The sequence below is a fragment of the Bifidobacterium sp. A11 genome, assembly GCF_000499185.1.
GTDB classification, from domain to species: Bacteria; Actinomycetota; Actinomycetes; order Actinomycetales; family Bifidobacteriaceae; genus Bombiscardovia; species Bombiscardovia mizhiensis.
This window is the reverse complement of sequence record NZ_AWUO01000007.1, coordinates 43,544-59,719: the sequence shown is the minus strand read 5'-3', so window position 1 is coordinate 59,719 and position 16,176 is coordinate 43,544. Positions and strand designations below refer to the sequence as shown.

Sequence of the window (16,176 nt, the reverse complement as noted above, 5' to 3'; positions counted from 1 at the left end):
TTCCAACGCATCGCTGCCTTGCGATCGACCACGCCCATGCGGACACCGATGTGCAATCCTGAAAGGACCCATCATTATCATGGTCTCGACCTGGAATTCGCACCGTCGGGAATCGCCCACCCTCAGCTTTTGAACGTGTGAGATTTACCACATATATGCTACCACGGCAGGCTGGGAAGCGGTGGCATGTCAAGGACGAGCGGCGACTCATCCATTCGCTACAGTGGAATACAACCCTGCCAGTTCGTCCTCGGGAAGGGGAATCACGGCATGACCAACTACTTCCAGCTCCTCCTGCTCTATGCACCCGCCATCATCTTCGGCCTGCTCTTCCTCTGGGACCTGCACAAGGAGCCACGGCAGTTCCGCAATGCCATCTGGTTCCTGCTCCTGCTGCTGACCCTGGGCGGAGCGCTTCTTCTGCAGTTCGGGATGCGCTGGCTGATCCTGCCCCTGGTCATCCTGCTCATTGCCTCTCCCCTGCTGGTGATCTGCTTCCTGCTTGCCAACACGGTCATCGTCATCCGACACGAGGGGATCTCCCTGACCACTCTGTTGCCTGGACTGCTGGCACTGGCCGTGGTGGCCTACATGATTCTTTCGCCCCTCCTAGCAGGGTTTGGCGCTCCCTCATGGTTGCAGAAGCTGGCTGGGCTGATCGACCTGGAAGCCACTTGGTTCTTCTTCTCCTTCCTGGCCCTGCTGCTCTATTCCAGCTTTTACAGGCTGCTGCCCCGCAAGCGTCGCTACGACTACATCATCATCCACGGAGCAGGTCTGCGCGGCGAAGAACCCACGCCTCTGCTCCGGGGACGGCTGGACAAGGCTGTAGACCTCTGGAAGCGGCAGGGACGCCTGGGGCGCTTCGTGGTCTCCGGCGGGCAAGGCCCCGACGAGGTCATCAGCGAGGCAAGGGCCATGGCTCAGTATTTACGCAACTCCTGTGGAGTGCCAGCCGAGGCCATCATCATGGAGGACAGGTCGACCACAACCCTGGAGAACCTGCGTTACTCCAAGCAGATCCTGGATGACCGCTACGAGATGGGCACCGGGCCTGAGCATTACCGGGTGGCCCTGGTCACCAGCGACTACCACGTCTTCCGGGCCAGCGAATACGCCAGCAAGGTGGGACTGAATGCCGACGGGATCGGCTCACACACCAAGGGCTACTACTGGCCGACTGCTTTCATCCGGGAGTTCGTAGCCATCACCCGCATGCACTGGTGGCCCTACCTGGTCCTTGCACTAGGCTGGGCCGTCTGGGTCGGTATCTCATTGCTGAATTAAAACCACGGGCCTTCCAGAAGGAATCAGAGGTCATACAACCTGAACCGCACCCTTATCCTGACTGGCCAGGCTGTGCTCCAGGAACCAGGCCACCAGGAGGATGACCAGGACGATGAGCAAGACGAAAACGAAAGCCCAAACGGCTCCGAACTGGAAGGCCTGAGCGCCGGCATGAATCCCTCTGGCCTTGGGCATGCCCGTGATGATGGCGGCCAGCACGCCGGTCGAGGCGGCGCCTGAATACTGCTGAAGGGTGTTGAAGAGTGCGTTGCCGTCAGGCACCAGTTTGGGTGGGATATGCTGCAGTCCAACCGTGAGCAGGTTGTTGAAGACGCAAGCCTGACCGACCATATAGCAGGCATAGAGAAGCACCATCAGGGGGACGGACAAGTGCCGGCTGAGGACCAGGAAGCCTAAGGCCGAAAGGAAGAAGGCAGTGCTTCCCACAGCGAGCAGTCCACGCAGGCCATGGCCATCCAGATAGCCGCCTGTGACGGGCTGGCAGAGTGCAGAGAGCAGGCTCCCCGGCAGCAGAAGCAGGCCGGCGACGGTAGAGGTCTCTCCCAGGACGGATTGGGCCATGTTGGGCAGGATGAACGTCAGGCCAATCTGAACGAACTGGACCAGGAAGTAGAGGATCAGGGCAAGGGTGAAGGTACGGTTCCGGAAGACCACGATGTTGATCAGCCTGGTGCGCTGATGCGTAAGGGTCCACATCCCTGCAACCAGGGCCAGAACACCGATGAACAGGGACAGCCAGGTGATAGGACCATGAACATCCAGGGTGCTCAGCCCCATGGTCAGACCGGTCAGGAAAATACCTAGAAGAAGGAACTGGAGCCAGGCGAAGGGTCCGACATGGGCGCTCTCCCTGTCTACTGAGATGATTGCTATGACCCCGAAGATCAGCTCTATAGGCAGCACGATCAGAAAGATGGCTCGCCAGGATAAGGCCTGGATAACAGATCCACCAAAGGTCGGGCCCAGGGAGGGCGCCAGAGCCACCGCCATGCCGGCGCTGCCCACGTATCGACCCTGGATGTGAAGAGGAACCTTCCTCATAATCAGAGAGAACACTAAAGGAAGGGCGATACCAGTGCTGATGCCCTGCAGGAGGCGTCCCGCCATAAGGACAGGAAAGCTTGGAGCAAGAATGCACATCAGGTCGCTGCCCAGGAATATTCCCACGCTGGCCAGAATCAATGTACGAGTCGTAAATGAGTGCTCCAGCCAGGCGGCGGCCAGAACCGTCAGAGCCACTACCAGCAGATAGCCGGTGGTCAGCCATTGGACCGTGCCCAGCCCGGTGCTGAAGTACCGGGTCATCTCCGGAAAGGTGACGTTCAGCGAGGTCTCCAAAAGGACCCCGCAGAAGGCGAGCCCGGCAGTGCCGGTAATCAACAGTTTTGTTCTCTTATCAACATGGTCGACCATGGACCGTCCGCTCCTCATACATCAGACTGTTCGCATAGCCATCACCACGGATCCGTACGGCATGGCATCGTCCGATGCCGCTCTCATTGCTGTTTGCGCAACGGTTATAGCTCTCTGGCTGCGTTGATGACATCTTCGAGGGTGGCGCCGGGCTGACAGCCACATGCTACGGCGAGCCGGTTCGCCTCCACAACTTTTGAAGACCCAGCCAGTGTAGCACCCGCAGACGCACCAATCCGTGTCCACTCCGAACCTAAACCAGTTTCGGTAAAGTTAGTGACATGCAAATCGATATCGTCTCCGTCTTCCCCGAGTATTTTGACGTAACTGGGCTCAGCCTGCTAGGCAAGGCCCAGGAGAAAGGCCTGGTGACCATACGCTCCCACAATCTGCGCGATTGGACCCATGACGTGCATCACTCCGTGGACGATACGCCGGTGGGCGGCGGAGCAGGCATGGTGATGAAACCCGAAGTCTGGGGCCAGTGCCTGGACGACCTGCTGCACATGCCAGACGGATCGACTCAGGAACAACCGTCTACGGACCAGACAGCCGACACCGCTGATGTTATAGAACACAAAGAAGCAATGAAAAGTTCCGACGACACAAGCAACGGCATAGCATCCGAGGCAGATTCATCTGCGGACAGCCACGAGACTGGCGTGACCGAACCAGTCCTGATCTTCCCCAACCCATCTGCCCCCCTGTTCACCCAGGCCGATGCGACTAAGCTGTCACAGGCGAAGAGGTTGGTATTCGGCTGCGGCCGCTACGAGGGCTACGACGCACGTATCCCCGATTACTACCGAAGCAAAGGGGTCGATGTCCGGGAGTACTCCATCGGCGACTACGTGCTCAACGGGGGCGAGGTGGCCGTCTCGGTCATGCTGGAGGCGATCACCCGACTTTTGCCCGGCTTCATGGGCAATCCTGAATCCATTGTGCAAGAGTCCTACACCGGGGATGAGCCGCTGCTGGAATATCGCCAGTACACACGTCCCACCACCTGGCGTGGCATGGCCGTGCCCGAGATACTCACCAGCGGCGACCACGGAAAGGTGGACAGATTCCGACGCGATGAGGCCATCAGGCGAACCAGTCGGATCCGTCCCGACCTGATTGCCCGATTGGACTGCTCAACCCTCGATAAGCATGACCGCCGTCTCTTGGAGGATCTGGGTTGGCGAGCTTCAGCAGCCCATCCGGTCCGACAGGATACGAATGAATAGGAAGACGTTCAGCTGATACAGCAAACTCACACACAGACAATTGCCTTAAAAAAAGATTCATGATCTCGGTAAAAAATCCGTGAGGCAACTTACCCGTAGGTTCCAGGAAGCATAAAACATACAAATTAACATATTTGCTAGGCTGTCTTAGCCCTTTTTCCATCCTGCCTCTGATACCAGTCTGTTTCCAACTCAGAATCATTATCTAGTAAGGCTGATGGTAACCTCGCAACTTGAATTAGTGATCTGCCAGACTAAGACAGCTGTGTATCCGATTGCAGTTACCAGCCCTTGAACTGTTGACAGTCAGGCAGGACAGTCTCTGTCAAAGACGCTATAATAATGTTAAAAATTGTTCTTTTTTGGGTTCCCTCGATACTTGTTGTGAGCCGTAAAAAGCAATGCCCGCCCTCAGGAACAGCGTAAAGCCAATGCAGTCAAGGCCTTAGAGAGAGCCTTATAGCATCCGCTGTCGAAGAAGTCCTTCCAGATATTGTTGCTCTGTCAGACAGCTTCCTTTTCTTTCCCTTGCAACATCATGGCGTGCAGACCTGTTATCTGCACATACATGCACACGTTAACCAAGTCGCCGACTATCATTTCGACATTATCGTATATTTTGATCGCATTCTAGCGAGTTGCTGCCTCTTTGGTGGATATAGCGGTACAACCTGGACTTGGTGCATTTGCTCGCAGACCATACCCCCCCTGTATAAGGTCCGCAAGTCGGCTTTATGACAACGATAATTACTTAACTCTACTATCCCTATCTGCACCCCATGCGTAAGCACCCCTAGAAGTGTTCATTTTCAAATACCGATCTCCTCCCCCCCCTGGTGTCCAATCAACATCAGCCGAGACTCTATTACGGTAATGTCGCCAGGTCTGGAAACCTGACTATTCAACCGAAATTAGGACCATCGCCTTACCAGCGATACATCAACCAGCGATACATCAAAAGGCTTCGTCTTATATTCTGTTTCGATTTCAGAACCTCCGTTATTAGCTACGGCTACGGAAATGACTGACCCCTCTCCTCAAAGGCGCTTTCCCTTCGCGCACGAGATTAAAGGAACAGAGTATCGTGTTGTGAAAGATTGTGATATCTTTAACAAGTAATCACAGTAAAGGAGCTGTAATGGATATAAAGCAACATAGAATTTCTGACATCGAAGCCGTCGGAGCTTTTCTCATTGTGCGGAAATCATCTGCGGAGTCAGCTTATGCGATTGCAAGCACCGCTATCGACAGTGGCTTACGAGCAGTTGAAATCGCCTACGGGACACCCGATGCCTTAGGAGTAATCGAAAAGTTAGCGAATAAGTACCCGTCCGAGGATGTGCTGATTGGAGCAGGGACAGTTATTGACCACCATGGTGCCGCTGCGGCTGTTGATCACGGAGCAAAACTCCTGGTGAGCCCGTATTCGGTTCCTGAAGTCATGGAAGTGGCTGAACGGTTCCAATGTGTGTCGATAGGAGGAGCCTTTACTCCGACGGAAATGATGAAGGTGCTGGCTATGGGCGGGGACATAGTCAAACTTTTCCCTGCAGAATCCTTGGGACCCGCTTATGTCAAATCCATCCATGCCCCACTTCCCCAGATACCAATCTCGCCAACAGGCAAGGTTAACGCGGACAATATCGGGCAATGGCTTGATGCAGGAGCTGTCTGCGCCGGCATAGGGGGGTACATCACCAACGCGGCATCCTTGGACGAAGCTTCACGCGCAACAAAGCGAATCATTACCGCAGTCAAAGAGTGGAGAGCAAAAGAGGAAGAGCAGAACAGCCAACAATAGCCATCGATGCGTATGGAACTTGCGATCACTGATGACTGTAATGTTCCAACACCAATGAAGGAATAGATGGATCCGCGGGGGAATTCCACATTGCTAATTTCATAAGGAAGTGAAAGAAAGCATGCAAAACCAAAATCACCAGCCTGCCGCACTAGCAACAGACAAAATATCCGGTGCGCAGATAGATGTTCAAGCAAAACGCAGAAAACTCGAAACCTACGGATGGTGGATGGTGGCCATCATTACCCTGGGCGGAGTCATCAACTACCTTGATCGTTCCACTCTATCCATCGGCAACACAACCATTCAGGGCCAGCTAGGTTTCACAACCATCCAGATGGGCCTGCTCCTATCGGCATTTTCATGGCCATACGCCTTGGCCAACCTACCTGGAGGTTTCCTTATTGATAGATTCGGCCCCAAAAAGGTATTTCTTGGGTGCCTTGCTGGATGGTCAATCGTTGCTATTTTGACTGGATTCGTCTCTAATTTCGTTTCCTTCTATATCGCTAGGGTCTTCCTAGGTATTGCCGAGGCTCCCTTCTTCGCCGCGGGGCTGAAAGCGGCTCAGTATTGGTTCAATGCCAAGGACAGATCCATGCCAGTTAGTGTGATCAATACTGGCTCTCAGATCGGCAACGCAATCGGCCCGCCCTTGCTGACCGCCCTTCTAGTCACTTTCAGCTGGAGAACCATGTTCATCATCGTAGGCGTGGCAGGACTGGTGGTTGCCATACTTTGGTGGTTTTTCTATCGGGACCCCTCCGAAGCAGAAGAGAAAATCATCATGTCAGGTTCAGAGGAAGAGGATGAGGCAGAGACACCCGCAAAGAGCAAGCATGCCGTCAGGGAGTGGCTATCCCTGTGGAAACTGCCCAATACCTGGTATATGACCATTGGCTGCTTCATGATTTTCTACACAGTATGGGTCTATATAACTTGGCTTCCTGGCTATCTGGAAAAGGCCCGTGGTCTCTCTCTAAAGGGTACCGGATGGGCTGCCGCTGTTCCTTATATCTTTGGCATTCTTGGCGTTCTCTTTGGCGGCTGGATAAGCAAACGATTCATCACAAGAGGGATGAAACCCATTGTCGCAAGGAAAATTCCCATTGTTGGCGGAGCCGTGCTTTCAGCTTGCGCCGTGGCACCAATCGCATACGTTGATTCCTTCGGGCTATCAATGGTTCTTCTCTGCATCGGATACTTCGGAGCCCAGGTTCCCATCGGGTGCATCTGGACTCTCGCGGCTGACGTGGCGGACAGCAACCAGGTTGCCTCTTTGGGATCTATACAGAATTTCGGCGGCTTCCTAGGAGCTGCTGTTGCACCAATCGTAACTAGCTACATACTGACTAAAACTGGCGGCAGCTTTAACCTTGTCTTCGTTGTAGGAGCCATCGCATTGATTCTCGGAGCCTTCTTCTACGGGGTTATGGTCAAAGACCGTCGCACAGCATCTGTTGCAGGAAAGTGAAGCGACGATGACCAAGGCCGTTTTCATTCTCGGGAGAGCTTGTTCAGGTAAGACAACTCTGGCTCTTGCTATGGCTCGTAAAGCCAGAGCTGTTTACCTGGACAAGGACACTATGGTGAGCGAATTCACCCGACGCATAATGATCCTGGCCGGCGAGCCCGAATACGCCCGAGACGAGAGCCATTACTATACCAATGTGGTCAGGCCACTCGAATACTCGTCTCTGTTGGCAGTGGGCTCATCCAACCTTCAAATTGGCCAAGATGTCATATTTGACGCACCGTTCACACCATATTTGAAAGACAGAGAGTTTCTCGACAAAGTCATAAAGAAATATAAATGGCCCGGACAGGTGGAGTCCTACGTCATCTACGTAGAAACCACTAAATCCGAACTCCAAAAAAGGATGAGAGCCAGAAATCTTGACAGGGATTCCTGGAAACTCGAAAATTGGGATCGATATTGGGAAGGTAGCGCGCTCCCGCCACCGGAATGGACAGGATCACAACTCATTCGCTACATCAACGATGCAGAGGCCAGGCCTGAAACCCTCATTTCCTGCATATTCCCAGATTCCCTTTAAAACTCAAAGGAGAGCAATATGAATAAAAAGGCAGCAGTGCTGTGTTTGGATGCTGGTCAAACCGGGGTAAGAGCCTGTATCGATATTCCCAAGCCCGATGGTGGCGAGGAGCGAATAGACCTACCCGAAAAGCCAGGCGTAAAAAACAGTCACCCGCTGATTCCTCAGCTGATTGAACGGACCCACGATGCTTTCCGCATGTTTTCGAGGTATCAGAATGAACCTATGAACATCGGCAGAGACACCACAATTGGCTCAATCTGCGTAGGATCCTCCGGCCTTTCCAAAGACTGCCGCGCAGAGGACTTCCTGGATGGTGTATCGGATTTGGGCATATCCGAAGTTTTCCTGGCACATGATTCAGTGACGGGTTATCTAGCAGCTCTGGGACATGAGCGTTATGGAGCCGTCGTCAGCGCCGGAACCGGCGTGGTCACTCGTGGGGTCGGCCCCCACCTGACCAAACGTGTGGACGGCTGGGGGTGGATGATTGGAAATGCCGGCGCCGCTAGCTGGATGGGTAAACTCGCTTTGGAAGCGGCCATGCGTGCTTATGACGGTCGCGGACCGCAGACCAGGCTAACTAAAGTAGCTGAAGAGCACTTTGGACGGCTTGACAAAATATATTTGAAGCTGTACTCGGATGACCAAAGTACCAAGCATCTGGGAAGCATGGCCGAAGACGTGACCAGGCTGGCCGGTGAAGATGCCGTTGCTTTTGAAATCTGCTCAAAAGCTTCAAAGGAGCTGGCAATATCAGCATATACAGCTTTGAGAAAAGCAGATGTGGATAAATATGCTGACATTGCAGTCAGCGGTCGCGGCAGTGTCTTTAATTCACGATTCATCTCAGATCACTTCACCATGTATATTCATTCCATGGTGCCTCATGCCGCCATCATCGATCCGATTGGAGACCCACTGTCCGGAGCCAGGCAACTTGGCTATATTGAGCCAGACAATCCCCTGCACAGCCTGATAGCGCACGCGATCAAGTAAGCAGAAAGTGCCGGGGATAGAAAGACTCTCCGGCACTTCTATCACTCATATTCATAATTAGAAGCAGTCGAACACCTCGAAAGGGCAATCGAATTCAATCCTGATAATCACAACGAATCACTATTTTTTACAAAATAGTATATTTGTTGACAATAAATAGAAGCTGACCCGTATTATTGGAAATATGCGAAAGAAGAAAAGTGAAGCGCTGATTCCGGCAGAGCGTCACAAAAAAATAACTCGATTATCTCTCGCATGAAAACATCCTCAGCATTAAAAAACTCACAGAATTACTCAATGTTTCACATATGACTGTCCGCAGAGACATTGCGACGTTGATCGAAGAAGGCAAGGTTGCTCCTATACGCGGCGGGGTGACCTTGTCCGAAAACGGAAAACCAGTTCCAGCTCCTTTGAAGCGATCTAATAGATCAAACATCAACATACACCTGAAAAAAGGCATCGCAGAAGTCGCCGCACGCTTTATCAATGATAATTCGATCATCTATCTGGATCCTGGTACAACCACTTATGAATTGATCCCTTATATAAAGCGTAAAAAGAACCTGACAGTAGTGTCCAACGATCTCATTATCGTCAACGACCTCATTTCCAGTGACTTCCATCTAATCCATACGGGTGGCGAAATCGATAATCAGACCATGAGCTCAGTCGGCCCCATAGCCATCTCCGCAGTGCAGAACATCAATTTCGACATTTATTTCATGTCAACACCGGGATGGTCTCTTGAATATGGGGTGACTTCGCCTGACATCGAACGTTCGCAGCTCAAGCAGGCTGTACTCAACAACGCCTTTCAAACAATATTGATGGCCGATTCAACCAAATACAACTCAATTTCTTTGGCCAAAGTATGCAGTCTCGATCAAATCGACCATATAGTCACCGACCAAGGGTTAGAGAATGCAGTCGCTGAGAAAATCAAGCAAACAGGCATCCCACTCCATCTCGCAGCCCCAAACGATGGGGAAATAAAGGGAACAGCTCCTCAGGCTGATTCGATGTAGTAAACCGTAGTTTCACCGTAGGACCTGGATTGGGATATAACCCAGGCAACAGGCGGCTCAGGGGGATTCGAACGCCCGGAACGTTCCAGGACCATCACTGAATTGGAGCCAACGAATTGCCCTTCAACTAGACCATTCATGATCTCCTGACAGTCTTCTGTAGGTAGATCGTAAGGTGGATCCATAAATATAAGGTCGTAAGGTTCTTTCATTGGGCACGACTGGCCAGCGGAGAAATCAGTATTCATGTTGGTCTCAAAGGGCCTGACAAAGCGCTCCACTTTGGTTCTGCTCACATGTATATCCATGTCTGAATTCCAAGCGGGATGATGGGCCAGCTTGGCTGCCGATCTGGACAAAAGCCCAGCGGCACGTCCGGATGACTCAACAGACTCCAAGGAGGAAGCTCCACGTGACAAGGCTTCAAACCCTAGGGCTCCAGTGCCTGCATATAGGTCTAGCACCTTGGCTCCATCCAAGGCACCGAGCGCCTCCAGATGGGAGAAAATGGCCTCCTTGGTGCGATCGGTGGTGGGCCGGGTGCCCTTGAGAGCTGCAGGAATAGGGAATCCCTTGAAGCGGCCGGCGATGATGTGCATATGGTCTGTTGTCCTTTCAGCTTGAGACCAGGAAGCCTTCGTTGCCCCTCATGAAGTCCAGAACGGCGCCAGCCAGTTCGGGCTGCCCGGCCAGAGCGGGGTCGGATTCCAGGAGTTGGTCTGCCTGGGTTCGGGCACGGGCGATCATGGGCGCGTCGGTGACCACCCGCAGAAGCTTCAGAGAAGAATGACCGCCGGACTGGGCATCACCCAACACATCGCCGGCTCCTCTGATGCGGATATCCTCCTCGGCGATTTTGGCCCCGTCCGTAGTGTCACGAATGACCTCAAGCCGCTCGGCAGCTGGAGAATCCTCAGGGGCGCGCGAAATCAGGAAAGCCCAAGAGTCAGTGCCGCCGCGTCCCACCCTGCCACGCAGCTGATGAAGCTGGGAGAGCCCGAACCGATCGGCATCAAAGATGACAATGCAGGAGGCTTGAGACACATCCACCCCCACCTCCACCACAGTGGTGGCTACCAGCAGGGGCGCGCGACCCGAGGCGAAGTCCGCCATAACAGCATTCTTGGTGGCGTCATCATCCCGACCAGTCAGCGTGGCCATGGCAATGCCTTGGAATTGCGGCAGGGCAGCCAGTCGCTGACTCATTTCAGCCACCGAGTGCAGAGGCGGACGCTGGCCATCACCTTGGCCTTCCTCAACCAGCAGTTCAGGTTGGGAGTCAGACGCACTGGATTGGCCGGAGCGGTCTGAGGAGACCGAAGGGTCATCCTCATCGTCAATGCGGGCACAGATGACATAGGCCCGCTCCCCAGCCTCGATCCGTCGACGTAGATGCAGGAACATAGCACCCATGGTCGCTCCGTCAGACTCGGCGATGACGTGGGTACGGACTGGTTTGCGGTTGCTGGGCAGCTCGGTCAGGGCGGAGATGTCCAGATCACCGAACCAGGTCATGGCGGCTGTACGCGGGATGGGCGTGGCAGTCATGATCAACAGGTGGGGAACGCGATCGGATTTGCGACGCAGCTCCTCACGTTGCTCAACCCCGAAACGATGCTGCTCGTCGATGACGGTCAGGGCCAGATTGGGAGCCTGGAAGGTCTTGGAGAAGGCCGCGTGAGTGGCGATGACGATGCAGGGACGGCCCGAGGCCGAGACAGCCAGGGCAGAGCGGCGCTGGGCCAATCTCATGCCGCCGGTCAGCAACACCAGAGGCAGAACCAGCTGATCCGTCATGCGGATCATGGTGACGTTGTCCACGGGCTTATGGCGGCCTTCTACGGCAGTGGCGGTAACATCGGTGCCCATGGCTTTGAGCATGCCGCCGATGGAGGCATAGTGCTGCTCGGCCAACACCTGGGTCGGAGCCACCAGGACGGCCTGATGACCGGCCTGGACCGCCTGGAGCATGGCTGCAAGGGCCACTACAGTCTTGCCAGAGCCGACCTCGCCCTGCAGAAGCCGCTGCATGGGCTGATCCTTGGCCATGTCGACACCGATATCATTGATGACCTGACGCTGGCCATCGGTTAGCTGGAACGGCAGGGAGTCGATGAAACGGGCAGGCAGGGTGTCTGGATGGTCGGCACCCGAATCCACACACGGATAAGTGGGCTGCTGCTGGGTCTGGCGACGGGTCTGCAGGAGTGCCGTCTGCGAGACGAAGGCCTCCTCGTAGCGCAGGGTCTTGCGCGCCGCAGCGAAGTCTTCAGGGCTTTCGGGCGCATGCATGCCTAAGAGGGCACGGGCACGATGCATCAGCCTTTGGTCGACACGGACCTGCTCGGGCAGCACATCAGGTATGGCTCGGCCCAGCGCTTCCGGATCAATGCGGACCTCGGCACTGGGCTGCTCCTCTTCGACCCCATCGGCCTGCGCCAGCAGACGCAGAAAACCCAGAATGACATCGTGAATATGGTCCGAGGAGATGCGGGAGCTGGCATGATAGACCGGCCGGGGGCGACGGACACGCTCCAAGGCCTCATCAAGGCTGGCTACATCGGGTCGAGTTGCGTCCGCCAAAACCTCTCGATCCGCATCGGCAACAACCAGGGTCTCCGGATGGGTGAACTGGAGCTGGTCCATGTAGATGCCGGGCTCACCGGCCACGACCAGATCCGCCCCTACCTGCAACCGACGGACCATCCAGTCCATATAGGGCTTCTTGTGAGAGAAGAAAACCAGTCTGACCGCCAGTGGAGTACCGCCTTGGCTACTGACGAAGGCTGCATCGTCCACCATCACGTCCAGCCGAAAACCCCGGTGCCCGCTCAGTGGCACCAGACGCACCTGATCAACCCGGGCGGCGAATGCACAGGGCTCACCCAGCCGAATGCCGGCAATAGTGGTGACCTGCATGGGATCGGTAATGCGGAAAGGATAGTAGGTCAGCGCGTCCCCCACCGTGACCACACCCAGAGCCTTGAGGGCGCTCACCCGACGCCTGTTGGCCACCAGCGAGGCCACGGTACTGTGCAGACCTACACGAGCCACTGCCGACATACCCGATCACCTCCCGCAAGCGCCGACCATCATCCCTCAGGATGACAAGAACCCCCGGAGCTTATGCCCCCGGGGGTCCATATACGACCGACGAACCGCACTCAGGCGGCGATGCGCTGCACCTTGCCGGCCTTGAGGCACTTGACGCAGACGCGCAGACGCACATTCTGACCATCAACGGTGGTGTGCACCGACTGCAGGTTGGGGCGGAAGATGCGCTTGTTCCGGATATGCGAATGAGAAACACTGTAACCGGTCTGCGGGCCCTTGCCGCACACCGCGCAACGAGCTGCCATGATGACTTCCTTTACGTTGTTTTCCAAGTCGTCCCAGGTGTCCTTGCCCGCAACGCAAGGCTACGGATGAACACACAACTTTGTTAGACTACTACATTCCGTCAAGTAAGGCAAATCAGCGGCCTCAAGCACGAGGAGGCTTGCGGAAGATGCCAATCAGTGATTGGAGCACTCCGCAGAACACCCCGCCGATGATCCAAATGGCCCAGAATGGGATGCGCCACCCGAAGAGGTTGTCATAATTGCCCGAGAAGAGCATGGTCAGGGCCACCAGCGTACAAAGACCCATGATGGTTCCGCTGATGGCATTGCTTATCCGGTGCTCATACCGGTAGGTATCCCAGCGACCGTCCTCGACGGAATCAATCTGCCTGTTGTAGGCCCGGAGGTTCATCATCCTATGGCTTGTTCCCGCATGGACCAGCAGAAAGACCCCCAGAGCCAGGAGAAGGAAGAAAACGAACCCTCTGACCTGATCGGACCAGCCCCAGATCAGGAATCCAGCAGAGTTGATCCCCACATCCAAGAGCACGACAGCCAGACCGCAGACCAGCTCCCAGGTAGTCTGCCGATAAACCCGCGAGCGCTCCTCATCGGTATAGAAATCCGCTACATAGGGATGTCGGCGGCGAAAATCCCTTCTGGCGGAAACCGCCGGTATCAAACAGGCCAGGCCCAGGACGATGCCGATCATCAGAGCAAGAAAGGCCAGACCATTCTGTGCGTCGGTCGGCTGACTGACTGCGGCGAAGAGACCACTGAAAGCCAGTCCCAGCATGATAAGGGCGATGCCGAAAGCCATCCGCAGGCTGTAGGCATTGCTGAAGGAGGCGTAGCCGGTCACGTCTTCCGCAGCAGACTGAACAGGTATAGTCGTGTGCGTTGTCGAAGTCGTCTGCGCGGCATCCTGATGGTCAGGCTTGGACGCACGCTGCCCGGAACCCGGATGCCGAACATCGCCTAGAACCAGGTCATCGAGAGTGCAGCCGAAGAGGTCACAGATGGCCAGGAGCTTGTCCATCTCAGGGTATGCCTTGTCCGACTCCCACTTGGACACCGCCTGACGGGATACCCCCACCAGCATGGCCAGCTGCTCCTGAGTCATGTTGCGCTGCGAACGCAGATATTGCACATTGGTTCTGAAACTCATAATGTTCTTTCTCCAGATCGGCAGATTGCCGATTCAACCAGCAACGAGACCATGATGAAACGTGCAGGGCTCCGACCGCCACCAGCTTTGGGTTGCACCCGACAAAGACACCAATATTTTCTGTCAACCAACGGTTGCATCCTTGCAATTCAAAGGAAGCAGGTGGTCGCTGAATCCCTATCATCCCCCCTCCCGCAAGCAATACGTCCCCTCTATGTTCACGATACATACCCTTCAGGAGGGAATGCGAATCCTGCAGACCACAACCCTGAATCGTCCCCGATTCGACCCTGAAAACACCCTGACAGGAGCTCTGTCCATGGTCTTATAGAGGTAGGAACCAGGCAGATGATGACTGAAAGGAAGGCAACGATGCAGCATCGGGCGATCAAGGATCCATACGCGCAACCGCTCATTCTGGACAAGATCTGCTACGACTACGGAACGCGGCAGAAGCAGGGCGCCCGGGTGCTGGACGAGATCAGCCTGGAATGTCAGGCGGGAACCTGGACGGCCATCATGGGTCCTTCGGGCGCCGGCAAATCGACCCTCCTCTATTGCGCCGCGGGACTGCTCCAGGTCAGACAGGGCAGGGTGGCCATCGCCGGGGAGGACCTGACCCGGATGAAAGAGAAGGAATTGACCAGACTCCGGCGCGACCATATCGGCTTCGTTTTCCAGGACTACAACCTGGTCAACGCCTTCACCTGCTTGCAGAACACCATGCTGTCCAGCCTTTTCGGCGGCAGGAAAATCTCCGCCCAAGCAGCCCTGTCTGCCCTGTCGAACGTCGGATTGGAGGGGTACGCCAATACCTATCCAGCTGACATGAGCGGAGGCCAGCAGCAGCGCGTAGCCATCGCCAGATCCCTGGCCGCCAGCCCGGAGATCATCATGGCCGACGAGCCCACCGGCGCCCTGGACACCCATAGCTCGCGGGAGGTCATGGACCTCTTTGACCTGGCCGTCCGCAGCGGCCAGACCATCCTCATGGTGACCCACGACCCCAACGTCGCCGCCCGCGCCCACCGGGTCATCTTCCTCCAGGACGGGCGCATTCAGGCTGCTTGCCCGGGCGGCGACCCACAGACCATAGCCCAGCAGCTGGCCAGCATGGATGCTGCGCCAAACCAGGAGGCCTTCAGCCCTCCTCTGGCAGTTCCATCCGATCAGCCTCGGTGATGGTACGAATTACCCGGCAGGGCACACCCACGGCCAGGGAGTCAGGTGCGATGTCATGGGTGACTACGGATCCAGCCCCGATAACCGCACCATCGCCGATGGTCACTCCTCCGGCCACGGTTACGTTTGATGCCAGCCAGCAGTTGGATCCGATGGTTATTGGAGCACCCAACTCGTAGTCATAGAGGGAGCCACCCGTATGGCGCCTCAGATTCCGCTCCTGCCACCGCAAGGGATGCAGAGGGGTGGCCAGGGTGACGTTGGGGCCGATCATCACATCGTCGCCAATCTGCACAGGGCAGGTATCCAGAACGGTGAAGTTGAAATTGGCGAAGATGCGCGAGCCAAGCTTGGTAAAGCACCCATAGTCGAAGTAGATAGGCCCCATACAGTCGACGTCCTGACCATGCTCGGGCACCAGCTCGTCCAAGAGCCGGCTGCGCAGGTCCCGCTCCTGCTCAGAAGACGCGTTAAAAAGGCGGCAAAGTTCGTGGGCCCTGACTCGCAACTGACCCAGTTCGGGATCCGAGGCGTCATAGAGCTCGCCGGCAAGCATCCGTTCCCTCTGCGAGCGCCAAGCCGCTTTACCAGCTCCGCCTGTCGCACCCGTCAGTTTTGAGTCCTTATCCATGGCCATCCCATCGTTCCCG

The 16,176-nt window shown here is 55.6% G+C and carries 14 protein-coding genes and 1 pseudogene; 9 read left to right on the top strand and 6 right to left on the bottom strand.

Features of this window, described 5'->3' with window-relative positions; genetic code table 11:
- Positions 1-270 precede the first annotated feature (270 nt).
- Entirely contained in the window at positions 271-1,287 is a 1,017-nt protein-coding gene (locus P273_RS0106375; protein ID WP_024627627.1) for a YdcF family protein, read from the top strand.
- 30 nt (positions 1,288-1,317) lie between these two features.
- Here P273_RS0106375 and P273_RS0106370 read toward each other — a convergent pair whose 3' ends face one another.
- Positions 1,318-2,721 (bottom strand): MFS transporter, encoded by a 1,404-nt coding sequence (locus P273_RS0106370; RefSeq protein ID WP_034524927.1) that lies wholly within the window; start codon positions 2,719-2,721, stop codon positions 1,318-1,320.
- A 281-nt stretch (positions 2,722-3,002) separates the two neighbouring features.
- Between P273_RS0106370 and trmD the strand changes: the two genes are divergently transcribed.
- From trmD to P273_RS09295, 7 genes and pseudogenes are all read left to right on the top strand, one after another.
- Complete coding sequence (trmD, locus tag P273_RS0106365) at positions 3,003-3,950, top strand: tRNA (guanosine(37)-N1)-methyltransferase TrmD (RefSeq protein WP_024627625.1); 948 nt, start codon at positions 3,003-3,005, stop codon at positions 3,948-3,950.
- Positions 3,951-5,088: 1,138 nt separating this feature from the next.
- Entirely contained in the window at positions 5,089-5,751 is a 663-nt protein-coding gene (locus P273_RS0106355; RefSeq protein WP_024627624.1) for a bifunctional 4-hydroxy-2-oxoglutarate aldolase/2-dehydro-3-deoxy-phosphogluconate aldolase, read from the top strand.
- A gap of 121 nt (positions 5,752-5,872) precedes the next feature.
- On the top strand, positions 5,873-7,225 hold the full coding sequence (locus P273_RS0106350; protein WP_024627623.1) for an MFS transporter: 1,353 nt from the start codon (positions 5,873-5,875) through the stop codon (positions 7,223-7,225).
- A gap of 7 nt (positions 7,226-7,232) precedes the next feature.
- The gene (locus P273_RS0106345; RefSeq protein ID WP_024627622.1) at positions 7,233-7,808 is read left to right on the top strand and encodes an AAA family ATPase; all 576 of its coding nucleotides are present in this window, start codon (positions 7,233-7,235) and stop codon (positions 7,806-7,808) included.
- Between the two features lie 18 nt (positions 7,809-7,826).
- Positions 7,827-8,807, top strand: coding sequence for an N-acetylglucosamine kinase (locus tag P273_RS0106340; protein ID WP_024627621.1), 981 nt, complete (start codon positions 7,827-7,829; stop codon positions 8,805-8,807).
- A gap of 251 nt (positions 8,808-9,058) precedes the next feature.
- Positions 9,059-9,181, top strand: a pseudogene (locus P273_RS10215) (DeoR family transcriptional regulator); the annotation flags it as partial.
- Positions 9,182-9,835 (top strand): DeoR/GlpR family DNA-binding transcription regulator, encoded by a 654-nt coding sequence (locus tag P273_RS09295; protein ID WP_301280165.1) that lies wholly within the window; start codon positions 9,182-9,184, stop codon positions 9,833-9,835.
- Here the strand turns inward: P273_RS09295 and P273_RS0106330 are convergent.
- The 4 genes from P273_RS0106330 to P273_RS0106315 all read right to left on the bottom strand — a co-directional run bounded on the left by P273_RS0106330 (position 9,817) and on the right by P273_RS0106315 (position 14,344).
- A complete protein-coding gene (locus P273_RS0106330; protein ID WP_024627620.1) occupies positions 9,817-10,434 on the bottom strand; it encodes an RsmD family RNA methyltransferase in 618 nt (205 codons plus the stop codon). The two genes, P273_RS09295 and P273_RS0106330, sit on opposite strands and share 19 nt — an antisense overlap.
- A 16-nt stretch (positions 10,435-10,450) precedes the next feature.
- Complete coding sequence (locus tag P273_RS0106325; protein WP_024627619.1) at positions 10,451-12,898, bottom strand: ATP-dependent DNA helicase RecG; 2,448 nt, start codon at positions 12,896-12,898, stop codon at positions 10,451-10,453.
- Between the two features lie 101 nt (positions 12,899-12,999).
- On the bottom strand, positions 13,000-13,194 hold the full coding sequence (gene rpmB / locus P273_RS0106320; protein ID WP_015021347.1) for a 50S ribosomal protein L28: 195 nt from the start codon (positions 13,192-13,194) through the stop codon (positions 13,000-13,002).
- A 124-nt stretch (positions 13,195-13,318) separates the two neighbouring features.
- Positions 13,319-14,344 carry a helix-turn-helix transcriptional regulator gene (locus P273_RS0106315; RefSeq protein ID WP_024627618.1) on the bottom strand — a complete coding sequence of 342 codons (1,026 nt, stop codon included), beginning with the start codon at positions 14,342-14,344 and terminating at the stop codon, positions 13,319-13,321.
- Positions 14,345-14,716: 372 nt separating this feature from the next.
- Between P273_RS0106315 and P273_RS0106305 the strand changes: the two genes are divergently transcribed.
- A complete protein-coding gene (locus tag P273_RS0106305) occupies positions 14,717-15,526 on the top strand; it encodes an ABC transporter ATP-binding protein (protein ID WP_024627617.1) in 810 nt (269 codons plus the stop codon).
- On the opposite strand, the gene P273_RS0106300 is transcribed toward P273_RS0106305, so the two are convergent.
- On the bottom strand, positions 15,486-16,157 hold the full coding sequence (locus tag P273_RS0106300) for a sugar O-acetyltransferase (RefSeq protein ID WP_253269588.1): 672 nt from the start codon (positions 16,155-16,157) through the stop codon (positions 15,486-15,488). The two genes, P273_RS0106305 and P273_RS0106300, sit on opposite strands and share 41 nt — an antisense overlap.
- Between the last annotated feature and the right edge of the window lie 19 nt (positions 16,158-16,176).